Annotated in this window: 18 protein-coding genes and 1 tRNA gene; 11 read left to right on the plus strand and 8 right to left on the minus strand. The window is 68.2% G+C overall.

Annotated features, from left to right (window positions below; all coding sequences use genetic code 11):
• Positions 1–7 precede the first annotated feature (7 nt).
• The 3 genes from ACVJ6E_RS04055 to ACVJ6E_RS04065 all read left to right on the plus strand — a co-directional run bounded on the left by ACVJ6E_RS04055 (position 8) and on the right by ACVJ6E_RS04065 (position 6321).
• On the plus strand, positions 8–982 hold the full coding sequence (locus ACVJ6E_RS04055) for an efflux RND transporter periplasmic adaptor subunit (RefSeq protein ID WP_199681160.1): 975 nt from the start codon (positions 8–10) through the stop codon (positions 980–982).
• Positions 979–4197, plus strand: coding sequence for an efflux RND transporter permease subunit (locus ACVJ6E_RS04060; protein ID WP_120268793.1), 3219 nt, complete (start codon positions 979–981; stop codon positions 4195–4197). Before ACVJ6E_RS04055 ends, ACVJ6E_RS04060 begins: the two co-directional genes overlap by 4 nt.
• A 126-nt stretch (positions 4198–4323) precedes the next feature.
• Positions 4324–6321, plus strand: coding sequence for an adenylate/guanylate cyclase domain-containing protein (locus tag ACVJ6E_RS04065; RefSeq protein WP_199681159.1), 1998 nt, complete (start codon positions 4324–4326; stop codon positions 6319–6321).
• A 9-nt stretch (positions 6322–6330) separates the two neighbouring features.
• Here the strand turns inward: ACVJ6E_RS04065 and ACVJ6E_RS04070 are convergent, their stop codons facing one another.
• On the minus strand, positions 6331–7125 hold the full coding sequence (locus ACVJ6E_RS04070) for an ion transporter (protein ID WP_067339550.1): 795 nt from the start codon (positions 7123–7125) through the stop codon (positions 6331–6333).
• A 180-nt stretch (positions 7126–7305) separates the two neighbouring features.
• Between ACVJ6E_RS04070 and ACVJ6E_RS04075 the strand changes: the two genes are divergently transcribed.
• Positions 7306–7379: transfer RNA gene (locus ACVJ6E_RS04075), tRNA-Gly, on the plus strand.
• Between the two features lie 139 nt (positions 7380–7518).
• Here ACVJ6E_RS04075 and ACVJ6E_RS04080 read toward each other — a convergent pair.
• Entirely contained in the window at positions 7519–8430 is a 912-nt protein-coding gene (locus ACVJ6E_RS04080; RefSeq protein WP_120268792.1) for an ImmA/IrrE family metallo-endopeptidase, read from the minus strand.
• Positions 8427–8750 (minus strand): helix-turn-helix domain-containing protein, encoded by a 324-nt coding sequence (locus tag ACVJ6E_RS04085; protein ID WP_199681158.1) that lies wholly within the window; start codon positions 8748–8750, stop codon positions 8427–8429. Before ACVJ6E_RS04085 ends, ACVJ6E_RS04080 begins: the two co-directional genes overlap by 4 nt.
• Positions 8751–8875: 125 nt before the next feature.
• Here ACVJ6E_RS04085 and ACVJ6E_RS04090 point away from each other — a divergent pair, with 125 nt between their 5' ends.
• The 6 genes from ACVJ6E_RS04090 to ACVJ6E_RS04115 all read left to right on the plus strand — a co-directional run bounded on the left by ACVJ6E_RS04090 (position 8876) and on the right by ACVJ6E_RS04115 (position 13062).
• Complete coding sequence (locus ACVJ6E_RS04090) at positions 8876–9187, plus strand: multiubiquitin domain-containing protein (protein ID WP_120268790.1); 312 nt, start codon at positions 8876–8878, stop codon at positions 9185–9187.
• The gene (locus ACVJ6E_RS04095; protein WP_120268789.1) at positions 9162–10349 is read left to right on the plus strand and encodes a ThiF family adenylyltransferase; all 1188 of its coding nucleotides are present in this window, start codon (positions 9162–9164) and stop codon (positions 10347–10349) included. The genes ACVJ6E_RS04090 and ACVJ6E_RS04095 overlap by 26 nt, the downstream gene beginning before the upstream one ends.
• On the plus strand, positions 10346–10783 hold the full coding sequence (locus ACVJ6E_RS04100; protein ID WP_120268788.1) for a ubiquitination-like system serine protease family protein: 438 nt from the start codon (positions 10346–10348) through the stop codon (positions 10781–10783). Before ACVJ6E_RS04095 ends, ACVJ6E_RS04100 begins: the two co-directional genes overlap by 4 nt.
• A 654-nt stretch (positions 10784–11437) precedes the next feature.
• Entirely contained in the window at positions 11438–12013 is a 576-nt protein-coding gene (locus ACVJ6E_RS04105) for a TetR/AcrR family transcriptional regulator (RefSeq protein ID WP_120268787.1), read from the plus strand.
• Between the two features lie 28 nt (positions 12014–12041).
• Entirely contained in the window at positions 12042–12329 is a 288-nt protein-coding gene (locus ACVJ6E_RS04110) for a YciI family protein (protein WP_120268786.1), read from the plus strand.
• Between the two features lie 109 nt (positions 12330–12438).
• The gene (locus tag ACVJ6E_RS04115; RefSeq protein ID WP_120268785.1) at positions 12439–13062 is read left to right on the plus strand and encodes an FMN-binding negative transcriptional regulator; all 624 of its coding nucleotides are present in this window, start codon (positions 12439–12441) and stop codon (positions 13060–13062) included.
• Between the two features lie 8 nt (positions 13063–13070).
• Here ACVJ6E_RS04115 and ACVJ6E_RS04120 read toward each other — a convergent pair whose 3' ends face one another.
• The 4 genes from ACVJ6E_RS04120 to ACVJ6E_RS04135 form a co-directional block, all read right to left on the minus strand.
• Positions 13071–14279 (minus strand): BaiN/RdsA family NAD(P)/FAD-dependent oxidoreductase, encoded by a 1209-nt coding sequence (locus ACVJ6E_RS04120; RefSeq protein ID WP_120268784.1) that lies wholly within the window; start codon positions 14277–14279, stop codon positions 13071–13073.
• A gap of 84 nt (positions 14280–14363) precedes the next feature.
• Positions 14364–17873 carry a YhaN family protein gene (locus ACVJ6E_RS04125; RefSeq protein WP_120268783.1) on the minus strand — a complete coding sequence of 1170 codons (3510 nt, stop codon included), beginning with the start codon at positions 17871–17873 and terminating at the stop codon, positions 14364–14366.
• A gap of 5 nt (positions 17874–17878) precedes the next feature.
• Entirely contained in the window at positions 17879–19153 is a 1275-nt protein-coding gene (locus ACVJ6E_RS04130) for a DNA repair exonuclease (RefSeq protein ID WP_199681157.1), read from the minus strand.
• A 13-nt stretch (positions 19154–19166) separates the two neighbouring features.
• A complete protein-coding gene (locus ACVJ6E_RS04135; protein ID WP_158592677.1) occupies positions 19167–20990 on the minus strand; it encodes a glycosyltransferase family 2 protein in 1824 nt (607 codons plus the stop codon).
• A gap of 487 nt (positions 20991–21477) precedes the next feature.
• Here ACVJ6E_RS04135 and ACVJ6E_RS04140 point away from each other — a divergent pair, with 487 nt between their 5' ends.
• Positions 21478–22242 carry a transporter substrate-binding domain-containing protein gene (locus ACVJ6E_RS04140; RefSeq protein ID WP_491676395.1) on the plus strand — a complete coding sequence of 255 codons (765 nt, stop codon included), beginning with the start codon at positions 21478–21480 and terminating at the stop codon, positions 22240–22242.
• A gap of 6 nt (positions 22243–22248) precedes the next feature.
• Here ACVJ6E_RS04140 and ACVJ6E_RS04145 read toward each other — a convergent pair whose 3' ends face one another.
• Complete coding sequence (locus tag ACVJ6E_RS04145; protein WP_120268781.1) at positions 22249–23103, minus strand: sterol desaturase family protein; 855 nt, start codon at positions 23101–23103, stop codon at positions 22249–22251.
• Positions 23104–23159: the final 56 nt, after the last annotated feature.

Raw genomic sequence — 23159 nt, forward strand, 5'->3', positions numbered from 1 at the left:
GAGCATGATGATCCTGCGTGCCGCAGTGCTGGCAGTTTCGGCCCTCGCCCTTGCGGGGCCGGCGCTGTCGGCGGAGACCCTGACCGTGGAAAGCCGCGCGGTGACCGAGTGGAAGGCCGTGTTCGGCCAGGTCCAGGCGCGGGACGAGGTTCCCGCCCGCGCCCGCATCGGCGGCACCATTGCGGAACTCGCGGTGGAGGAAGGCGACACCGTGCGCGCCGGCGAGCGCATCGCCAGCGTGACCGACGAGAAGATCGCCTTCCAGGTGGCGGCCATCGACGCGCGCCTGCGCGCCCTGCAGAGCCAGCTGGAAAACGCCGAGGCCGAACTTTCCCGCGCCCAGACCCTGGTCGAGCGCGGCGTCGTCACCCGCCAGCGGCTGGAGCAGCTGGCCACGTCCGTCGATGTCACCCGCAACCAGATCGCCGCCGCCCGCGCCGAGCGCTCCGTCGTCGTGCGCCAGGGCGAGGAAGGCGAGGTTCTGGCCCCGGCCGACGGGCGCGTGCTCACCGTTCCGGTCACCCGGGGCGCGGTGATCATGGCCGGCGAGACCGTCGCCGTGCTGGGCAGCGGCGGCACCTTCCTGCGCCTTGCCATCCCCGAGCGCCACGCGGAAAACCTCAAGGACGGGGCGGATATCGAGATCGGCGCCAATGGTGCGACGACGACAGGCCGGCTCGCCAAGGTCTACCCGCAGATCCAGGGCGGGCGGGTGATCGCCGATGTCGAGGTCGAGCAGCTCGACACGCAATTCGTCAATGCCCGCGTGCTGGTGCGCGTGCCGGTCGGCGAGCGGCAGGCGATCCTGCTCCCCCCCGCGGCCGTGACCACTCGCGCCGGCCTCGACTTCGTGACGCTGGCGGGCAGCGCCGGGCCGGTGGAGCACACCGTGCTGACCGGCGGCACCATCCGCCTCGACGGCACCGCCTATACCGAAATTCTCTCGGGCCTTGCGCCCGGCGACGAGGTTCTCCTGCCATGACCACGCCTTCCGGTGGCGGGCTCGGCATTGCCGGCGGGCTCACCCGCGCGTTCATCGCCTCGCCCCTGACGCCGCTGTTCCTGCTCGCCTCGCTGGCGCTCGGGCTGATCGCCCTCGTCACGCTGCCGCGCGAGGAAGAGCCGCAGATCTCCGTGCCGATGGTCGACATCCATGTCGAGGCGAGCGGGCTGCGCGCCGCCGACGCGGTGAAGCTCGTCACAGAGCCGCTGGAGACCATCGTCAAGGGCATCGACGGGGTCGAGCACGTCTATTCGCAGACCCGCGACGATGGCGTGCTGGTGACCGCGCGCTTCCTGGTCGGCACCTCGTCGGATGCGGCGGTGCTGCGCGTCCATGACAAGATCCGCGCCAACATGGACCGCATCCCGGTCGGCATTCCCGAGCCGCTGGTCGTCGGTCGTGGCATCGACGATGTCGCCATCGTCTCGCTGACGCTCACGCCGGCGCCAGGGACGGGAGACACGATCACTCCGGCCGCGCTGACGCGCATTGCCCGCGAGCTGCAGGTGGAGGTGTCGAAGGTCGACAATGTCGGCCTCACCTACCTGGTCGGCGCGGTCGGCGAGGAACTGCGCATCAGTCCCGATCCCGAGCGACTGGCGCTGAACGGCGTCACGCTGCAGCAGCTCGCGGGCAAGGTCGGCGGCGCCAACCGCGCGTTCCCCAGCGGGCAGGTGCGTGCGCTGCAGGACGGCACGGCACGCGAGGTGACGCTGGTCGCCGGCGAGACCCTGTCCAGCCCGCAGGAGATCGGCAATCTGGTCCTGACCACCCGCGACGGCCGCCCGGTCTATGTGCGCGACGTCGCCGATATCGCCTTCATTTCCGAAAGCGATGCGATCTCGTCGATGTACCAAAGCGGCGAAGCGAGCCGCGTGCCGGCGGTGACGCTGGCGGTCGCCAAGCGCGCCGGGGCCAATGCGGTCACCGTCGCCGAGGCAGTGCTGGCCCGCGTCGAGGCGCTGGAAGGAACGCTCGTTCCCGCCTCCATGCATGTGACGGTGACGCGCGACTACGGCGAGACGGCCAACGAGAAGGCCAACGAGCTGCTGTTCCACCTGGGGCTGGCGACGCTCTCCATCATCGCGCTGGTGATGGCCGCCATCGGCCGGCGCGAGGCGCTGGTCGTTGCCGTGGTGATCCCGGTGACGATCCTGCTGACGCTCTTTGCCGCCTGGGTGATGGGCTACACGCTGAACCGGGTGTCGCTGTTCGCGCTGATCTTCTCCATCGGCATCCTTGTCGACGACGCCATCGTGGTGATCGAGAACATCGCCCGCCACTGGGGGATGGCGGACGGGCGCGATCGCCGGACCGCCGCCATCGAGGCGGTGGCCGAGGTCGGCAACCCGACCATCGTCGCGACGCTGACCGTCGTCACCGCCCTGCTGCCGATGCTGTTCGTCTCCGGCATGATGGGCCCCTACATGAGCCCGATCCCGGCCAATGCCTCGGCGGCGATGATCTTCTCCTTCTTCGTCGCGGTGACGGTGACGCCCTGGCTGATGCTGAAAGTCGCCGGCAAGGCGCCCGTCCACGGTGGTCACGATACAGGGCATGACGCCAATTCCGGCGGCCGACTCGGGCGCGCCTATCTGGCGGTCGCCCGCCCGCTCCTCGCGTCCAAGGCGCGCAGCTGGGCCTTCCTGCTGATCGTCGGCGCTGCGACCCTCGGCTCCATGGTGCTGTTCGCCACCCGGGACGTGACCGTCAAGCTGCTGCCCTTCGACAACAAGTCCGAGCTCTCCGTCGCCATCGACCTGCCCGAGGGCAGTACCGTGGAGCAGACGGATGCGGTGGCGCAGGCCGTTGCCCGCACCGCGATGGCGCTGCCGGAGGTCGTCTCGGCGACCACCCATGCCGGCACCGCCGCGCCCTTCGACTTCAACGGGCTGGTGCGCCACTCCTATCTGCGCCAGCAGGCGCAGCTCGGCGACGTCGCGCTGGTGCTGGCGCCCAAGGGCGAGCGCGAGCGGGCCAGCCACGCGGTGGCGCTCGACCTGCGCCGGCAGCTTGCCGCCCTCGACGTTCCGGCCGGCACGGTGCTGAAGGTGGTGGAGCCGCCCCCCGGCCCGCCGGTTCTGGCGACGCTGCTTGCCGAGATCTACGGACCGGACGCGCAAACGCGCCGTGCGGTGGCCGACAAGGTGCGCGAGGCCTTCGCCTCGGTCCCCTTCATCGTCGATGTCGACGACAGTTTCGGCGTGCCGGCCCCGCGCAAGCGGGTGACCGTCTCCACCGACGAACTCGACTTCTTCCGGGTGCAGGAAAGCGACGTGTTCGACACGCTGGCGATCCTCGGCGGCGGGCGCACGCTCGGCTATTCGCATCGGGGCGAGGGGCGGGCGCCCATCCCTATCCGGCTGGAGCGGGCGCGCGGCGACAAGGTGCTGGACGAACGGTTCCTGGCAACGCCGATCCCGGCCGACGTGCTGCCCGGCAGTACCAGCGTCGTGGAGCTGGGCGATGTGGTCGAGGTGCGCGACGAACTCTCCTCGCCGCAGATCTTCCGCCACAACGGCCGCTTTGCCGACATGGTGACGGCGGAGCTTGCCGGCGACTTCGAGGCCCCGCTCTACGGCATGCTGGCGGTACGCGATGCCATCGACGCGATGGACTGGGGCGATCTGCCAAAGCCCGTCATCCGCCTCAACGGCCAGCCGGAGGACGAGAGCACGGTGACGCTCCTGTGGGACGGCGAGTGGGAGGTGACCTGGGTGACCTTCCGCGACATGGGCGCAGCCTTCGCCGTCGCCCTGCTCGGCATCTATATCCTGGTGGTGGCGCAGTTCGGCTCGTTCCGCGTGCCCTTGGTGATCCTGACGCCGGTGCCGCTGACCTTCATCGGCATCATCGGCGGCCACTGGCTGTTCGGCGCGCCGTTCTCGGCCACCTCGATGATCGGCTTCATCGCGCTTGCCGGCATCATCGTGCGCAACTCGATCCTGCTGGTCGACTTCATCCGCCATGCGCGCCAGCCCGGCCAGCCCCTGACCGAGGTGCTGCTGGCGGCCGGCGCCGTGCGGTTCAAGCCGATCCTGCTGACCGCGCTGGCGGCGATGATCGGCGCGGCGGTGATCCTGACCGACCCGATCTTCCAGGGCCTGGCGATCTCGCTGCTGTTCGGCCTCGCCTCCTCCACCCTGCTCACCGTTCTGGTGATCCCGGCGATCTACCGGGTGCTGCGCACGTGAGCCGCCGCCCGGGCCCGCAACCCTGCAAACGCCGCGCCTCTCCCGGCACGCGTCATGCTAGCATCGCGCGCGCGGCCGCCCGGTGATTCCGGCGGCCCGGCAAGCGGGCGGGGAGACTGACGTAGCGTGACGGGAGAACAGCACATCCTGGACCGGCAACCGGATCAGGCAGCGCAGGAACTGTCTGCGCGCGATGCCCGGCGGCGCGACTGGGCGCGGCCGCTGCGCGTCCATCTCAGCACGGTGATCGTCGCGCTGCTGCTCGGCATCTCGCTGCCGCTCACCTGGCTCGCCCACGACCAGGGCACCCGCCTGTCCACCTCGGCGGCGAGCGAGCGCATGAGCCTGCTCGGCCAGCGGGTCGCGACCCAGTACGAGGCGGTGTTCAACGACGGGCTGACGGCGGTGATGCTGGCGGCCGCGGCCGATACGCTGCTGGAGGATCCCACCGGCGACATGGCCGGCAAGGCGCTGTTTCTCGACCGGGTTCTCGACACCTCGCCCCATATCGACGGGCTCTATGCCGCCCATGGCGACGGCGGCTTCCTGCACGGGGTCGGCGACACCGAGGCCTGGCGCAAGGCGCTCGGCGCGCCGGAGGGCACCGACCATGCGGTGCGCCTCATCCTGCCGGCCGAAGACGGCACCCGCCAGTCCGTCTGGCGCTTCCTCACCTCCGACGGGCGCGAGCTTGCCCGCCGCGACGACGGCCCCACCCGCTTCGACCCGCGCCGCCGTCCCTGGTACCGGGCGGCGATCGCCGCGCGCGGCCGGCCGGTCACCGTCGGGCCCTACACCATGGCGACCACCGGGCAGCTCGGCCTGACCGTCGCCGTCGAGGCGCCGGACGAACCCGGCGCGGTGGTCGGCGCCGACGTGCTGCTGGAAACCTTGAGCGACCTCCTGTCGCGCGAGGCGGTCTCTCCCCGGGCGAGCGGCTATGTGTTCGACGAGGCCGGCCGGCTGATCGTGCATTCCGACCCGGCGCAGATGGCAGCGCTGCTGCCGCAGCTCTCCGCCCGCTCGCGCCGCGCGCCCATCGCCATCGACGATCCGCTGCTTCCGCGCCTCCTGCCGCTGCTCGGGCCGAGCACCGTCTCGGGCCTCCACCGGATCGAGGCCGACGGCGAGACCTACCTGCTGGCGCTGGAGCCGGTGCGCGGGGCGGCGGAGCTCGCCGGCACCGTCGTCGCCGTCGCCGCGCCGCTGTCGGACTTCACCGCCGAAAGCCGCCTGCTCGTCGCCCGGGCACTTGCCGTTTCCTTCGGCCTCATCGTCATGGGCGTGCTGTCGGCGCTGCTCGTCGCGCGGCTGGTCAGCCGCTCGCTGACGCAGCTTGCGGACGATGCCGCGCGCATCGGCGATCTCGACCTTGAAACCCGCCCCGCCGTCTCCTCGCTGGTTGCCGAGATCAACACGCTGGCCGGGGCGCTGGCCACCGCCCGCACCGCCATCGCCAGCTTCGCGCTCTACGTGCCGCGCGAACTGGTGCGCAAGGTCGTCGCCGCCGGGCGGCAGGACCCGGCCTCGGCCGAGCGGCGCGACGTCACCGTGCTGTTCACCGACATCCGCGACTTCACCAGCCTGTCGGAGCGGCACGCGCCGGAAGAGGTGGTGGCCCTGCTGTCCGACTATTTCGAACTGCTCAACCGCACCGTCGAGGCGCATGACGGGGTGATCGTCCAGTATCTGGGAGACTCCGTCTACGCCATGTGGAACGCGCCGGAGAGCAACCCGGACCATGTGGCGGATGCCTGCCGCTGCACCCTGGCGCTGGTCGCGGCCGTCGATGCCCTCAACGCCCGCAACCGCGCCGCCGGGCGGGCGGAGCTCGCCACCCGCTTCGGGTTGCATACCGGCATTGCGGTCGTCGGCAGCGTCGGCGCCTCGACCCGGCGCCAGTACACCGCCATCGGCGACACGATCAATGTCGCCTCGCGGCTGGAGGGCATGAACAAGGAGTTCGGCACCACCGTCCTGACCAGCGAGGCCGTGCGCAGGGCCGCCGGGGACGAGGCCTTCGCCTTCCGCCCGCTCGGCAGCGCGCGGGCCAAGGGCCGGGCGGCGGAAATCGCCGTCTACGAGCTGCTGGCGAAGCCGGACACGCCCAACGCGGCGCCGTAAGCCGCCCCCTCAGCGCTCGGTGAGGCGCCCGCGCAGCTCGCGCACTTCCTCGCGCAGCGCCCGCACCTCGGCCAGCACCAGGCCGGTCTCGTCGTGGATCGCCTGGCGGTCGGCCTCGGCCGTGCTCTCGTGCTCCTGCTGCATGGCCGAGACGATGACACCGATGAAAAGGTTCAGCACGGTGAAGGCGGTGCACAGGATGAAGGGCACGAACAGTAGCCAGGACAGCGGATAGACCTCCATCACCGGCCGCACGATGCCCATCGACCAGCTTTCCAGCGTCATGATCTGGAACAGCGTGTAGAGCGAGGCGGCGATGGTGCCGAACCATTCGGGGAAGGACGCGCCGTAGAGCTTCGTCGTCATCACCGCGAAGACATAGAAGACGAGGCCGAGCAGCAGCACGATGGAGCCCATTCCGGGGAGCGCGGCGACGAGGCCGCCGACCACCCGGCGCAGCGAGGGCACCACCGAGATCAGCCGCAGCACGCGCAGGATGCGCAGCGCGCGCAGCACCGAGAACGCCCCGCTCGACGGCATCAGGGCGACGCCCACCACCGCGAAGTCGAAGAGGTTCCACGGATCGCGGAAGAAGGACGGCCCGTGCGCCACGATCCGCAACGCGATCTCGATGGTGAAGATCGCCAGGATCAGCGCGTCGAAGGCGACGAGCGCCGGGCCGAAGGCGGCCATCACGCTCGGGCTTGTCTCCAGGCCGAGCGTCACCGCATTGACGACGATCAGCGCAATGATCACCGCCTCCCAGCGGCGAGACTGGACCAGGGCCTTGAGCCGTTCACGCATGTCTTCACTCTCCAGGACGCTTTGTGCGGCGCGCGCACCGGCGGGGCCGCCGGTCGGCACGAGAAGTGGTCATCGGCACCGCAAAATCAAGGAGAAAGCAATTTCGCGGGAGAGCCCTCCCCAGCCGTCCGCGAGGCGCTTGACAGCCCGCCCGCCCCGCGCCGATATAGAGGCCGAGATGCGGGTGTAGCTCAATGGTAGAGCGAGAGCTTCCCAAGCTCCAGACGAGGGTTCGATTCCCTTCACCCGCTCCAAATCTTTGGATTTCGTTAAAGATGTGAAATGCGAAAAATAGTGATTTTTGCCCGCATAGGTTCCGTGTAGAAAAACTTGTGGCACCGCCCTGCGGAATACGCAGGAAAAATGTGCTCCCTCTCAGACATGATTCACTTTTCAAGGCGGTATGCCTATTCGGCGGTGCATCACTTCGAAGGCGTCGTCACCATCCTCGGCGTCATCAAAGCGACTCAAGCGGATGAGGGGCTCAAGGTGCAACAAGGAAATGGTAAAGTCGTATTGGTCTGAGGCAAGCACGATTTCCTCACAGGGCTCGGCGAACCATACATCGCCATCATGCGCCATCTGTCCCCGGCTCTTCTCAAGCAACTCCGGCTGCGCTGCCAACGAGCTTGCAGGCACGGCAATGGGCGGACGACCTGCTGTCTTGAAGTAAGCGCCCGTGCGTAGTGCGGCGGGGCTTGAGCGCGCCCACAAAATGAAGCCATCGCGAGACACCACCATCACGGATCGGCCCTCGGTGTATTGCAGCCAGCGCAAGGTGGCTGCGATCAGCGAAACGCCATAGCGCTGTGCGCAACCGCCAAGGTCGGCGAGCGTCGGCTTAGCCCGCACATCTATCTGGCGGCGAAAATCATCAAAGGGCATTAGCAGGTTGGCGGCGAAGTCGTTGGCCTGCGCCTCGATCTGCCGATACTCGCTATCCCACCGCATCATGTCCTGCGGCGCGCATTCAATCCCTTCGGGAAACTGTAATCGATGCAACAGGTAATGGCCGAACTCGTGAGCAACCGTGAAGTTGACGCGGCCCGGCGATGCAACACGACTGTTATAGATGATGCCCCAGCCCTTCTTGCCCGGCGGCGCTTTGTAGAGCGCCCCGTCAAAGCCAGGCAGACTGTCGCCCAGAACCAACGAAACCGGATCATCTGGGAAACAGTGGCGGGAATATTCCTTGGCCAGATCAGGCACCTGAACAGGAAACCTCTCCGCCGCAGCGCCATGGACGCTGTTGAGCAACAGCGTCAGGGTGTTGGCCCAGCGTTGCGGCGAAAAGCTTTCCGTCACGACTCGTCACCCCACAGTTTGACCATCTGCCTGATCTTGTCTTTGGTGGTGGAATCCATCTTCCGGTATTGACGGTAGAACTGCGCGTCGGCAGCTTCTTCCTGGCTCACGCCTTCACCCTCGTCGAGGAGAAAATCGATCGTGGTGTCGAGCTTCTCCGCGATCTTTGCCAGCTTCTCCGCTGACGGGCGGGGTGGGCTCTTGTTCTCCAGTTCCCAGATGTAGCTCTTGCTGGACTCGGTCAGCTCGGCGAGCTTGTCGAGGGTAAAGCCTTTCTCCTTCCGCAACCTGCGTATCTTTTCGCCTAGAATATTCTGCAAGCAGCGCCTCCTTTCGCTTGTTCGGTGTAGGCGCATTTTACGTCCTTGACAGCCGAATGGCAATATGAGACTTTGTTCGGTGTAGGCGCACTTTCTATGCGTCCGTCACGAATCGGAGTTTGAACATGGACAGCAGCAAGAAGGATAACCCCGGCCAGGGTCACGGCGACGAAGACCACGGCGGCGGTGCGGGTGGGCAGAGTCAAACGACGATCATCGTCAACACCCGCGAGAAGACCGTCCAAGGCAAGGAAGTCACTTACGACCAGATTGTCGCCCTCGCGTTCGAGACCGTCCCGAGCGGCGAGAACATCGAGATCACCGTGCTGTACCGGGACGGTCCCGGCCAGAACAAGGAAGGCACCCTCGCGCCGAACGGTTTGGTGCGCATCAAGAAGGACATGATTTTCGATGTCACTGCCACTGACAAGTCGTAATCCGGACCTCGCTCGTCTGGTGCAGGATGGCTACGAACTAGCCATCCTGCATAGCCACCTCGTGATCACCGGTGTGCCTTATGTGAACAGCAAAGGTGAAGTGCGCCTTGGCACGCTGGTCTCGGACATGGGCAGCATTTCCGGCGATGTAACCGCTTCGCCGATCCAACAGCACATTGCCATGTGGGCAGGGGAATATCCCTGCGACAGCGGCGGCAAGCCGCTCGAAAAACTGCGTCACGGCAGCGCCGATCAGACTCTTGGCTCTAACCTGACCGTCAATCACTCTTTCTCGAACAAGCCGCACGAGGGATACCGCGACTATCATCATAAGATGAGCACGTATGTCGCGATGATCGAGCGCCATGCGCAGGCCATCGATCCTGATGTGACGGCGCGCACCCACCGGTTCATCGAAAGCGGCGATCCCAACTCCCCTTTCCACTACCCGGACACGGCCTCGGGCCGGGTCGGGATCACAAATGTGATGCGCAAACTGGCACTTGCGCGGGTCGGGATTTTCGGGGTCGGGGGCACTGGCTCCTATGTCCTCGACCTTGTAGCGAAGGCACCGGTGCGCGAGATCGCGATTTTCGACGGTGATACCTTTCTCCAGCACAATGCCTTCCGCGCGCCGGGGGCAGCGTCTGCCAATCAGCTCCGCAAGCTTCCCAAGAAGGTTGATTATCTGGCGGGCATCTACTCGCGGATGCACCGTGGCGTCGTGCCTCATGCCTTTGCGATCTCAGAAGACACCCTCGACAAGATCGGGGCATTCGATTTCGTCTTTGTCTGCATGGACCCCGGCACGCCCAAGCGGCTGCTTGTAGAATACCTTGAGCGCAACGACATCCCGTTCGTAGATGTGGGCATGGGCATTGAGCTTATCGATGATAAGCTGACTGGGCTGGTCCGGGTCACCGCGAGCACTCCTGACAAGCGCGATCATATTCGGCAGCTGGGACGCGTCTCCTTCAAGGACGGCGGCAAGGACAACATCTACGCCAAGAACATTCAGATTGCCGACCTGAATGCGCTCAACGCTGCACTCGCCGTCATCCGCTGGAAGAAGCATTTTGGCTTCTACGCAGATCTCGGGCACGAGCATCACGCCAACTTCGCCGTAAGCGGCAATGCGATAGTCAATGAGGACCAAGCATGAGCCGTGCAACCTACACCCATAAGTTCGTCAAAGCCTTTCCTGAGCGGTTGGAAGAAGGTGTTCTCTATGTTTCGATGGAGTTTGCCACGGCAGCGCACCGCTGCTTCTGTGGCTGTGGGAGCGAAGTTTACACGCGTTTTTCACCGACCGATTGGTCGATGAAATTCGACGGCGAGACGGTGACGATCAGCCCGTCCATCGGCAACTGGAGCTTTGCCTGCCAGTCCCACTACATTCTTGCGAATGGACGGGTGCGGTGGGCCGACAAATGGTCGCGAGAGCGTATTGAGATGGGCCGCGCCTTTGATCGCGAACACAAGGAACGCCATTACAAGGGCTCGCATTCGGTCACGCATGCGCCGACACAGGGCGGTCAGCAAATGCCTCGTCCTGGACTGTTCACTCGCCTCGTGCATTGGCTCAGGGATAGGTAGCGCCCGGATAACCAGTGATCGTGCGGGCTGGGCTGCGCGATCGTAAGAGTGTGGCAGGGGCTTGGACCGCTTGGGGCTTTGCCGGCTGCCCGTCTCACAGCCGGGCCGTTCCTGCACCCTAGACTGCCTCACGAAAATCCAGCCCGAGGATAACAGTGCGGCCTCCTCCGGGAGCACAGTCCGCCGCCTTCCGGGGATAACAATCCGGCCTCCTCCTCTCGGCGCTCCCGGCCCAACAGGAGGTCCCATCGGCAGCCAGGCAGCCGGTGATCTCTCCTGCCCGATGCCTCGGCTTCCCCTGCCGATTTCGGGCGAGCGGCCGATGTCAGTGCGTTTGCGACGGCTTTCTCAATTTTCGGGCTTTTTGAGAGACGATTTTGCAAAATTCCGCGCAAAATTTCTCAATTTTCCATGGCGATCAAAACACACCTGTTTTCAGATGGTTAGCTGGTAATTCCCGCCGCCGCACCGCCGTTTCGGGCGTTTCGCGCCGCTTTGCCGCGCGTCCTTCCTTCGCCCGTCCCGCCCTCCCCGCCGTCCCTGTTGTCCCCGCTTGACAGAATTGGGACACTCGTCCTAAATCTGAATTAGGACAATCGTCCGAGACAAGATCTATTCCCTGTCCGGGCAGCACCAGAGGAAGGGTGTGGGAGAATGGCGCGCGCGACCCGCGACCAGATCGTCGGCGAGGCCGACCGGCTGTTTTACGAGCAGGGGTTCGAGCACACGTCCTTTGCCGATATCGCGGCGGCGGTCGGCATTTCGCGGGGCAATTTCTACCATCATTTCAAGACGAAAGACGAAATCCTGAGCGCCGTGATCGACCGGCGGCTGGAGGCGACGCGCGCGCTCCTGGTGGCCTGGGAGAGCGAGGCCGGCGACAGCCCGGCGGCGCGCATCCGCTGCTTCATCCGCATCCTGATCGCCAACCGGGCGAAGATCCTGCGCCACGGCTGCCCGGTCGGCACGCTCACCGCCGAGCTCGCCAAGATCGACCATCCCGCGCTGAGCGATGCCGGCCGCCTCTTCGCCCTGTTCCGCGACTGGCTGGCGCGCCAGTTCGCAGCGCTCGGCCATGGCCCGGATGCCGACCGTCTGGCGCTGCATCTGATCGCCCGCAGCCAGGGGATAGCGACCCTTGCCAATGCCCTTGGCGATGCGGAGTTCGTCGAGCGGGAAGTCGCCGATCTCACCCACTGGCTCGACCGCACCGTGCCGGCAAGTGCCTGATCAATCTTATATTTCCAAGGAGAGAACCATGTTCGTCGTGTTCCTGAAATTCGCCGCCAACCGCGCGGACGCGCCCCGCCACATGGACGGGCACAACGCCTGGATCCGCCAGGGCTTCGAGGACGGCGTCTTCCTGCTCGCCGGCAGCCTGGTGCCGGGTGTCGGGGGTGCGGTTCTGGCCCGCGGCGAGCCCCGCGAGGCGCTGGAGGCGCGCGTTGCCGCGGACCCGTTCGTCAAGGAGGGCATCGTCAGCGCCGAGATCCACCAGATCTCGCCGGGCCGCACCCACGAGGGCCTTGCCGCCCTGCTCGCCTGAGCTGGTTCTGCGCGAACCGGTACCCCGATTGCGCCGGCAGGCGGACCTTCGCGGACGCGCGAAAAGCCCCTAGTTTCAAAACAGTCACGACTGTCCGGATCCTTGCCCGATGTACACGCCGCCCGCCTTTCGCGAGGACGATCCCGCAGCGCTTGCCGCGATGATCGGGGCCTGCCCCCTCGCAACGCTCGTCACCGCCACCGCCGACGGCCTGCTGGCGACGCCGCTGCCGCTGCTCTTCGACCCCGCTGAGGGGCCGTTCGGGGTGCTGCACGGGCATCTTGCCCGCGCCAATCCCCAGTGGCGCGCGCCGGTCGTCGGTGAGGCGCTGGTGACCTTTTCCGGGCCGGACGCCTATGTCTCGCCCGGCTGGTACGCCAGCAAGGCGGAGCACGGCAAGGTCGTGCCGACATGGAACTACGCCGCCGTCCATGCCTATGGAAAGATTGAGTTTTTCGAAGATGCGGAGCGGCTGCTGGAGGTGGTCGGCCGCCTGACCGACCGGCACGAGGCCGGGCGGCCCGCCCCCTGGGCCGTCTCCGACGCGCCGGCCGATTTCGTCGCCGCGCAGCTTCGCGGGATCATTGGCATGCGGATGGTTATCACCCGGCTGGAGGGCAAGCGGAAGATGAGCCAGAACCGCAGCGCCGCCGACCGGGCCGGCGTTGCGCAGGGGCTTGCCGGCGAGGGCGACGAGAGGGCGCGGCGGGTGGCGGGCGAAATCCCGCTCTAGCGGCGGCCTTAAGCGCCCGCCTCCGCAATCGCCGTGCCCGCGGCCCAGCCCGACGACCAGGCCCACTGGAAATTGTACCCGCCGAGCCAGCCGGTGACGTCGACCACTTCGCCGATGAAATAAAGGCCCGGCACGTCCTTCGCCTCCAGGCTCCTGGAGTTTATCCCCGCCGTGTCGACGCCGCCCAGCGTCACCTCCGCGGTTCGGTACCCTTCCGTGCCGAGCGGCATCACCTCCCAGCCCTGCAGGGTCGCGGCCATGGCGGCGAGCTTGCGGTCGCCGGTCTCGCCCATCTGGCCCGACCAGCCGTGGCGCTCCGCCATGTAGCCGGCCAGCCGCTTCGGCAGGATCTCGGCGAGCGCGTTGGCCAGGCTGCGGCGGCCGTTTTCCTGGCGCGAGGCGCGCAGTTCGCCCAAAAGGTCGCGGCCCGGCAGGAAGGCGATACGAACCGGCTGGCCCTCGCGCCAATAGGACGAGATCTGCAGGATCGCGGGGCCGGACAGGCCGCGATGGGTGAACAGCATCGCCTCGTCGAACGAGGTCTTGCCGAAGGAAACGCGCACGGGCGCGGCGACGCCGGCGATCTCGCGGAACCCCGCCAGCATGTCTTCGGCGAAGGTCAGCGGCACCAGGGCGGGCCGCGTTTCGGTGACGGCGAGGCCGAAGCGCTCGGCGATGCGGTAGCCAAGGCCGGTCGCGCCCATCTTGGGGATCGACTTCCCCCCGCAGGCGACGACGAAATGGCGGCAGGAGACCGTCGCCGCCCTCTCGCCGCCCAGCGTCAGGCGGAAGCCGTTATCCCCGTGCTCCAGCTCCTCCAGCGTCGTCGACAACCGCAATTCGGCACCGACCGCAGCCATCTCCGCGCGCAGCATCGCGATGATATCCCCGGCCGAGTTGTCGCAGAAAAGCTGGCCCAGCGTCTTCTCATGCCAGGGAATGCGGTGCCGCTCGACCAGCGCCAGGAAATCGCGGGCGGTGTAGCGGCCGAGCGCGGACTTGGCGAAATGCGGGTTTTCGGACAGGAAATTGCGGGCCGTCGCGCCGATATTGGTGAAGTTGCAGCGGCCACCTCCAGAAATGCGGATCTTCTCGCCGGGCGCCTTGGCATGGTCGATGACGAGCACGCGCCCGCCTCGCGCACCCGCATGGGCAGCGCACATCATACCGGCGGCGCCGGCCCCGAGAATAACAGTATCGAAGCGCTCAGCGCGCATGGCAGGCTTCCAGATGGGGAAATGCGATCATGCGGCAAGCCATGCCGGATCGCGCGGCCGCTGGCAACACGCAGCGTAAGCCTTTCACATCTCCAGCAGGTCTAGCCGCTCGCCCAGCTCCCGCCGGGCGATGTCGACCACGCTGGCGTGGTGGGTGAAGAGGATCGGCTGCAACGTGTCCGACAGGCCGGCGAGCGTGCGCAGGCCCGCGGCCGTGCGCGCATCGTCGAAGGTCTGGAACAGGTCGTCGCCGATGAAGGGAGCCGCCTCCGCGCGGGTGGCGTAGTCGGCCAGAAACGCAAGGCGCAGCGCCAGGTAGAGCTGGTCGCAGGTGCCGTCGCTCAAGCCGACGAGGCCGACGGTCGCCCCGTCCGGGCGACGGGCCAGCAGCTCCGCCCGGTCGTCCTCGCCGAAACGGCGCGTCAGCCCGTCGAAGGAGCCGGAGGTGAGCCCGGCGAACAGCCGGCCGGCGTGATCCAGCAGCGGGTCGTCCTGACGGGCGCGGTGCTGCTCCAGCGCCCCTGAGAGAAGCAGCGAGGCGAGCCGGGTGACGAGCCACTGGCGGCCGAGTTCCTGCAGTTCCGCCTCGGCGGCCAGCCGCTCGAAGGCGGCGCGGTCGGCGCCCTCCCCGGCCTCGGCTCGGTCGCGCTCGCCCAATGCGGCATGGCGGGCGGCGAGCGCTTCCTTCATGTCCGCCGTCAGCGCGTCGATCTCGCCGGCAAGCCTTTCCAGCGCCGCTTGCGCGGCCCCGTCATCGAGCCCCGAGAGCTCCTCGGCAACCGCCTCGCGGGGCTCCCCGGCCGACGTTTCGGCAAACAGCGCCCGTGTCTCGTCGACGGCGGCAGCTATGCTGTCGCGCTCGGCCAGACGGCCGGCGAGCGGCACCATGTCGTCCGACTGGAGCCCCTCGGGAAGATCGGCGCACAGGGCGGAAAGTTGCGCATTGGCGGCGGCCTGCCGCTCCTCGGCACGGGACAGCTCGGTGCGGGACCTTGCAAGCGCCTCGCCCGCTCCTTCTGCCCTGGTGAGCGCCACACGCTCCTCGGCAAGGCGGCGCTGCAGGGTCTCGACCAGCCGGTCGGGCTCCTCGCCCGCCCCGTCGTCGAGAAGGCCAGGCGCGACCCGTCGCACCAAATCGAGAGCGGCCACAGAGAACGCCTCGTTGTCGCGCTGCATGCCATGCACCCGGCGGGCGAGCTTGTCGCGTTCGCCCAGCGCCGCCGGCAGCACGCGCCAGACTTCCAGCACGGCAGCGGCCGCCTGCGGCGAAGCGCCAGGATCTAGCCCCGCCCCGCCGAGCGCTGCGTCGAAGTCCTGCCGCCAGCACGCAAGCTCCTCCTCGACGGCAGCAGCCTGACGCTGCAGGCCGTCGAGCCGCGCCGCGGCATCCTCGATGCGGGCAGCCAGCGCCCGCCCCTGCTGGAAGGCCTCCGCCCGGCGCTCCAGCTCGCCCTCGACAAGGCGCAGCAGTGCAAGGCCATCGCGAGCGAGATCGCCGGGTGCCGGCACCGCCAGCCCCAGCTCACCGGCTAGAGCGGCAAGCCCGGGCAGCGCGCGGCCGGCACCGGCTTCCAGGCCATCGGTGGTGGCAACGAGGTCGGCCAGTTCCTCGCGCTGTTCCAGCCAGCGGTCGACCGACTTTCGCCATTCGGTCATGGCGGTGGGGCCTGCCGGCTCCAGCCCGAGCGGGGCAAAGAGCGCGGCCCAGGCTTCCTTGGCAGTGGCGAGGGCTGCGGACAATTTCGCCCCGCCCTCTGCGGCCTCGGCCCGGCGGGCGAGCAGCGCATCGCGGCGGGCGACATCACCCGCATGGCGCGACACGCGGTCGGCCTCGGCTATGGCACGGTCGGCCAGGTGATCGGCCTCTTGCAGCAGCGGCTGCGCAGCGTCAAGCGCCGGCGTGCCGCCGTCCGGCACCTTGGCCAGCGCGTCATCGCGCTCGCGCCGTGCGGCCTCTATGCGAGCGCGCGAGGGCATGTCGCCGCCGCGCTCGCTCTCGGCAATCGCGGCGTCGAGACCCGCAATTTCTTCACCCCATGCCGCGTCCTGCTCGCGGTGGCGCCGCAGCCCCTCGCCGATCTCGTCGAACCGGGCGCGAAACTCCGAAATCTGCTCAAGGCCGGGCAGCGGCGCACCGGCAAGACGCTCGGGCTCGGCAACCGGCGGCGACAGGCGCGCGGCCGCCTCCATGAGGCGGCTGGTCAAACGCTGGCGCGTCGGCAGCAGCCGGTCGCGCTCTTCCAGCTGGCGGACCTGCGGGGCGAGCGCGGCAAGGCGGGCGCGCAAGGGAGCCGGATCGGCGACACGTCCGTCCGCCGCCCCGCCGGACAGGCGTTCGAAATCCGCACTCTCCCTGGCAAGTGCGGTCTGCAAATCGGCGCGCTGGCGCGACAGCCGGTCCCCCTCCGCAAGGCGCGCGGCGAGATCGGCAAGGGCGGCGTCCGTGGGCTGGCGGGCGCGGATCGCCTCGCTGTCCTGCGGCTCCAGCGCCAAGCCGAGGCGGCGCAGCTGGGCACCCAGTGCATCCGTCAGGTCGCTCGCCTCACGGGTCACGCGCGGAATGTCGCGCTGGCGCTGACGGAAGGCCCCGATATCGGCATGCAGCGCGGTCACCTCCGCAGCCGCCTCGATGAGCGGACGGTCGACCGCGATGCCGCGCGCCAGCTCTTCCGCTTCCTGCAGGCGGCGGACCGCGTCCCGCTGTGCAGCCGCAGCTGCCGTCACGGCGGCCAGCGCTTCCTCCAGCCGCCGGGCAAGGCCGCGGGGCACCTGATCCAGATCGGCGAAGGCGGCAAGGCGCGCCTCGCTCGCGGTGAGGCGGGCGAGAAGCGGCTTGAGGCTGACAAGACGGGCAAGCCGCTCTCGCCGGGCATGCGCCTCGCTCAGCCGCGCCTCGGCCTCGGCCAGCGTCTCGTTCGCCGTCTCGACCGCCTTGTTCAGCGACTTCCATTCGGCTTCGCGCAGCTGGCGCTCGCGCTCCTCGCGGCGCGCCTCCGTATGGCGCTCGAGAACCTGATAGATCTTCCGGTTGCCGGAGGCGCGCGGCGCGAACAACCCGTCGGCCTCGCGGTCAAGATCGGCGCGAAGGGCATTGAGCCCATGGAGGCCCGAGGCGGCCGCAAAAATCTCGCCGCCCTCCCCGTCGCCGGCCAGAAGCGCGCGTCCGCCCTCGCGCAAGCGCTCGGAATCGAGACCGAAGGCAAGCTGGAAGACCTCGCGCGTCAGCCCGCCGAGGAACGGCACAAGCGCGTCGTCGCCAAGCGGCGCCTCACCATCATCGTCGGCCAGCAGGGTGTTCTTGCGCCCCTTGCGGCGGCGCAGCGACAGGCTGTTTCCGCGCGCATCCGTGAGCGTTGCGCACACGCGCAGGCTCGGTGCCTCATGCAGGAAGTCGTAGCGCCGCTCCTCGGCACCGTCGGCCGCGCGCCGCTTCTCGCTGAAGCCGAACAGCAGGTCGGAAATCGCGGCGAGCGTCGAGCTCTTGCCCGCCTCGTTGGGGCCGTAAACGAGATGCAGGCCAGCGCCGGGGCGAAAGCGCAGCTCCCGGTCGGTCAGGCTGCCGTAGCGCAGCAGATGCAGCCGATCGATCCGCATCCGCCTCAGCTCCCTTCCGCGATACGTTCGGCGAGTAATGCCCGCGCCTCGGCGACCAGCGTGTCGAGCTCTTCGCCGAAGGGCGCGGCCGGATCGACGAGACCGGCAGGCAGCTTGTTCACCAGCAGACCGATCTGGCCGGCGGCCTCCTCGCGAAAGTGCGAATCGTTCGCCGCCTCTGCAAGCAGCGCGGCAAGGTCGAGCGAAGCATCGAGCGATGCGAGCGGACGGGCCTCGGCGGGCGGGGCAAGGTCGAGCTCCAGCTTTTCCAGCCAGGCCTCGGCATCGGCCTGATGGCAGGCATTCTGCATCTCGTCGATGAGCAGCGCGCGGTTGGCGAGCGCCCAGCCGTGAAGCGGGCTCTCGCCGGAAAGCCGCACGCGCAGCGCGAGCGGGCGCCCCTCGGCCGCCGCCACATGCGGGCGCAGCGCCTCGCGCGCCATGGCGACGAGGCCGGCCAGATCGTCCGCCCCGCCGGCGGCGATCTCGACACGGGCCCAGCGCGCCTCGTCGACGATCATCCGCTCGATGCCGGAAACCTCACCGTCGGTGACGGTGACCAGCACCGCGCCCTTTGCGCCTGTCTCGCGGATCGAGCGGCCCTGAATGTTGCCGGGAAAGACCACCGGCGGATCCTCGCTCACCACCTCAAAGGCGTGGACATGGCCGAGCGCCCAGTAGCCGTAGCCGCGCGCCGCCAGATCGGCCAGCGAACAGGGCGCATAGTCGGCATGGGGCGGACGGCCGGTCAGCGAGGTGTGCAGCACGCCGATATTGAAATGGCCCGGCACCGGCGCGGGATAGGCGGCGGCAAGGTTCTCGCCGACCTGGCGGTCCGGGAAGCTCTGGCCGTGCAGGGCAACGCGCAGATCGTCCAGCGTGTGCGTCTCCGGACGGCGGGTGCCGAAGCTCGTCACGTTGTCCGGCAGGGTGACGGCGCGGGTGACGACGCTTTCGGCATCGTGGTTGCCGCGCAGGATGAAGACCGGAATGCCGGCACGCTCCAGCCGCGCCATCTCGCGAGCGAAGAACAAGCCGACGGAATTGTCGCGCCACTCGCCGTCATAGACATCTCCGGCTATCACCATGAAGGCGGCCTCGGCCTCGATGGTCCGCGAGACGAGGGTGGAAAGCGCAGTGCGGGTCGCCTCGCCGAAGCGGCGGGCGATCTCGGGATCGCGCAGGGCAAGCCCGGTCAGGGGGCTTCCGAGATGCAGGTCCGCCGCATGGACGAAGGAAAAGGACGACACGTCGCGCACCAGCCGGGAATCACGGGACAAACGAGAGATGACACTAGTGGGTTTTGCCGCGCCTTTGAACGCCGGGCATTCGCGACGGACGCCGGGCAAGGCCGTGCTCGGTCTTCTGCCAGCGATGCGGCCGGCGCACCAGGTCGACGACGGCGGCGTAGAAGGCAAGGCTCTGGGCGAGCCAATAGGCCGGAATCAGCGCCAGATCGAGCAGCGATGGCAGACGCGAACGCGCGGCGGCGCCGGCGATCGCCAGCAGCGTCATGCTGGCATAGCACAGGATCACGCTGACACCGGCGAGGGTCAGCACCACGCCGCCGAGCAGATCGAAGCGCGGCAGCAGCCCGGCGACGCCGGACCCGTAGAGCAGCAGGACGCCGACGAAGAGGGGATGGGCGGCAAGCGTCACCACCATGGCCAGAAGATAGACGAGCAGAACGGCAAGGCGCGTGCGGCGCAGCTCCTCGGCCAGGCGGAAAGGATCGCGCAAGGTCACCAGCAAGGTCTGCAGCCAGCCCTTCAGCCAGCGGCTGCGCTGCGCGTGCCAGGCCCGCCAGCTGAGCGGCGCCTCCTCGAAGGTGGTGGAGGCGAGCATCTGCATCGACCAGCCGCCGCGCACCAGCCGCAGAGCAAGGTCGGCATCCTCGGTGACGTTGCAAGGATCCCAGGAGCCGGCGGCATCCAGCGCGGTGCGGCGGAAGTGGTTGGACGTGCCGCCGAGCGGAAACGGCAGGCCGCGCGCGGAAAACCAGGGCAGCTGGCAATCGAAAAGGCCCGCATATTCCAGCAGGAACTGTCGCGGAAAGAAGCGGTGGCTGCGGTGGTCGATAGCAAGGTGCCCCTGCAGCACCGCAACGGATGGCGGGAGTTCGGCAAAGCGCGAGGCCGCCAGCAGCAGCTGATCCGGCTCCGGCCGGTCCTCCCCGTCAAAGACGGCGATGAGCTCGCCGCGCGCGTGGTCGAGGCCATGGACGAGCGCGCGCGGCTTGGTGCGCGGCCCCGGCCCGGTCACGCTGAGGATGCGCATGCCGGGCGCCAGATGCGGCTCCAGCGCGGCTCGGGTCTCGTTGTCGTCCTCCTCCAGCAGGAAAAGGACCTCCAGCCGGTCCCGGGGATAATCGAGGGCATCGAGGTGCCGGGCGAGACTTTCCGCCACCCGCGCCTCGCGGTAAAGCGGCACCAGCACCGAATAGCGCGGCAATAGGTGGTCAGGGAGAAGACGGGCCGGCGACGGGCTGGGCGTGTGGCTGAGGCCGGCGAGAAGCCGCAACGCGCCGAGCAGCATGCCGAGCAGCGTCACCAGAACCGAGGCGAAGATGACCAGCGCCTCCACGGTGAGCAGCCGCCCGAGGCAGAAGGCAGCGACCGCAAGACCAAGGACAGCGACCTGCCCCCGTGTCAGCACCACTCGGGCACTGACGTCGGGCCGCTCGCTCGCCAGCCTCAGGCCCGGTGCGGCGGCCCGGCCGGCAAGCTCGAGCGCCACTGGGGTGGCGATGGCCAGACGGTCCCGCAGAGATGGCGCGCGCGCCAGCAACGCGCGGATCGCCGCGACGCTCTCGGGCACCGGCGCGAACACGGCAAGCCGCTCGCCCGTGGGCGTGCGTCCGCAAAACAGCGGTCCGGGAAACCCGCGCGGTGGCAGAAGTTCCAGCTGCGCATCCGCCCGGAAACTGCCCTGCGGCAGAAAGGGCAGGCCGAGCGACTGGGCGAGCGCCGCGTAATAGGCATCGGGCGAGACGAGCCCTTCCTCCATCAGCAGCCGGGCCAGCACCCCCTCGCGCGGGCCGGCTCGGCGGGCCAGCGTCGCCAGATGCGCATCGGCAAGACCACGCCCGCGCAGCAGGGCCAGCTCCGGCGGCAACATGGCCGCGGGTCTGCGCCCGGACAAGGGCTCCACGCGCACCGACGAGGGCTGGCGGAGCGCGGAGGCAGGCGCTGCGGCGCCGTTGCGGCGCCCATGTGGCCGCAACGCATGGCTGGACGCGGGCGCGGATCGGTGTGATAGGATCGCGTCGGCGCGGGCAGCGTGCGGAAACGAAAGGTCCGGAAACTGCCCATCCGCCATCAACGTGCAGGCCCCTCGACAGGCGGGCAAGGGAGACCGGGAGCAACGGCATACGGGCGCGCGAAAGGCCGAAGGGCCGCGCGGCGGCGGCAGGACTGCCGGCCAAGCGGCACGGCGCAGGCGCAAAGCCCGGACTTCATTGCGGTTCGCCCCCCGACAAACGGCCACGACAGCGATGCGATTTGATAGCAGGACTTCAGGAATTGCAACCCTTGCTTTCATTGCGGTTGCATGGTTCGCGCTTCTTTCTGCCCCCCTCACCGGCCCGGCCGAGGCGCAGGAGGCGGTGCCCGATGTCACCGTGCCGAATTTCTGGGACCCGCGCAGCAGCAGCGACCGGCCGACCGTATCGCCCGAGACGATCCGCTTCCTCGCCAGCGACGACTTCCCGCCCTTCTCGTTTCGCGACGGGACCGGCCGCCTGACCGGCTTCAACATCGACCTCGCCCGCGCGATCTGCGAGGAACTGGACGCGGCCTGCTCGCTGCGCATCAAGTCCTTCGACGCGCTGGTGCCGGCCCTGATACGCGAGGAAGGCGATGCGGTCATCGCCGGGCTCGCCGCGAACGAGGCCAACGTCAAGACGCTGCTCTTCTCCGATCCCTATCTCGGCCTGCCGGCCCGCTTCGTCGCGCTGAAGGGCAAGGAGGTCGACACCACCCCTGAGGGGTTGGCGGGGCGGAAGATCTCCGTCGTCGCCGGGACGATGCACGAGCGCTTTCTGCGCACCTATTTCGCCGATGCCGAGATCGTGACCTTCGACGGGGCGACGGAAGCGCGCGCGGCGCTCGGCACCGAGGAGGCCGTGGTGCATTTCGGCGACGGGCTGTCCCTGTCCTTCTGGCTGAACGGCAAGACCTCCGGCGACTGCTGCGGCTTTGTCGGCGAGCCATGGATCGAGCCGGGTTATTTCGACCGCGGCATGACCATCGCCTTCCGCAAGGAGGACGCGCTGCGGCAGGAGGCGGTCAACCACGCCCTGCAGCGGCTGCAGCTCAAGGGCGTCTACAGCGAATTGTACCTGCGCTACTTCCCCGTCAGCTTCTACTGAGGCTGCCTATTCGGCCGCGTCGGAAGCAGGCCGCTGCGGATCGCCGGCGTCTTCGCCGCGCATCCCGCTTTGCGGGTGCATCCGCATGAAGGGCACACCGAGCGACCAGACGTAACCGGTCGGCCCCTCGTGCTGATATTCGTCGAGGCCGATGGTCATGCCCTCGTGTCCTTTCGCCGGCTGGGCGACATAGGTGCCGAACAGCCTGTCCCAGATCGCCAGGTTGAAGCCGTAGTTGGAATCCGTCTCGCGGCGGATCACCGAGTGGTGGACCCGGTGCATGTCCGGCGTGACGACAAGCAGGCGCAGCCAGCGGTCCAGCGTCAGCGGCAGGCGGACATTGGCGTGGTTGAACATCGCCGCTCCGTTCAGCACCACCTCGAAGACGAGGACCGCCATCACCGGAATGCCGAAGGCAATAACGACCGCCGCCTTCCAGACCATCGACAGCACGATCTCCAGCGGATGGAACCGCAGGGCGGTGGTCAGGTCGATGTCGCGGTCGGCGTGGTGCATGCGGTGGATGCGCCACAGCAGCGGGATCTTGTGCGAGGCCCAGTGCTCGGCCCACACGGCAAAATCCAGCAGCACGAAGCCGAGCAGCCCGGCGATCCACAGCGGCATGCCGAGCGCCGGAAAGAGGCCGAGCCCCTGATCGCCCGCCCACTGCGCGACGCCGACGGCGGCCATGGGAAAGACGATCCGCAGCACCGCCGTGTCGGTGGCGACGATGGCGAGATTGGTGGTCCAGCGGCGAGCGCGCGAGAAGATCAGCGCACGGCGCGGCAAGGCCAGCTCGAACAGCGCCATGGCGGCAAAAATGCCCAGAAACAGCAGCAGCCTGACGGTTGCCTCGCTCATCAATCCCTCGCGGTCCCTGCCTCGACAGAACGGAGCTTGCACCTTACCTCATCCCG

It is taken from the genome of Stappia sp. G46H5W (assembly GCF_058448995.1).

Coding starts and splice junctions, on each gene's coding strand:
- ACVJ6E_RS04060 (WP_120268793.1), top strand. CDS start 979: ATGACCACGCCTTCCGGTGGCGGGCTCGGCATTGCCGGCGGGCTCACC.
- ACVJ6E_RS04090 (WP_120268790.1), top strand. CDS start 8,876: ATGGACAGCAGCAAGAAGGATAACCCCGGCCAGGGTCACGGCGACGAA.
- ACVJ6E_RS04100 (WP_120268788.1), top strand. CDS start 10,346: ATGAGCCGTGCAACCTACACCCATAAGTTCGTCAAAGCCTTTCCTGAG.
- ACVJ6E_RS04070 (WP_067339550.1), bottom strand. CDS start 7,125: ATGCGTGAACGGCTCAAGGCCCTGGTCCAGTCTCGCCGCTGGGAGGCG.
- ACVJ6E_RS04115 (WP_120268785.1), top strand. CDS start 12,439: ATGTACACGCCGCCCGCCTTTCGCGAGGACGATCCCGCAGCGCTTGCC.
- ACVJ6E_RS04110 (WP_120268786.1), top strand. CDS start 12,042: ATGTTCGTCGTGTTCCTGAAATTCGCCGCCAACCGCGCGGACGCGCCC.
- ACVJ6E_RS04095 (WP_120268789.1), top strand. CDS start 9,162: ATGTCACTGCCACTGACAAGTCGTAATCCGGACCTCGCTCGTCTGGTG.
- ACVJ6E_RS04105 (WP_120268787.1), top strand. CDS start 11,438: ATGGCGCGCGCGACCCGCGACCAGATCGTCGGCGAGGCCGACCGGCTG.
- ACVJ6E_RS04145 (WP_120268781.1), bottom strand. CDS start 23,103: ATGAGCGAGGCAACCGTCAGGCTGCTGCTGTTTCTGGGCATTTTTGCC.
- ACVJ6E_RS04125 (WP_120268783.1), bottom strand. CDS start 17,873: ATGCGGATCGATCGGCTGCATCTGCTGCGCTACGGCAGCCTGACCGAC.
- ACVJ6E_RS04135 (WP_158592677.1), bottom strand. CDS start 20,990: ATGTTGCCGCCGGAGCTGGCCCTGCTGCGCGGGCGTGGTCTTGCCGAT.
- ACVJ6E_RS04055 (WP_199681160.1), top strand. CDS start 8: ATGATCCTGCGTGCCGCAGTGCTGGCAGTTTCGGCCCTCGCCCTTGCG.
- ACVJ6E_RS04120 (WP_120268784.1), bottom strand. CDS start 14,279: ATGCGCGCTGAGCGCTTCGATACTGTTATTCTCGGGGCCGGCGCCGCC.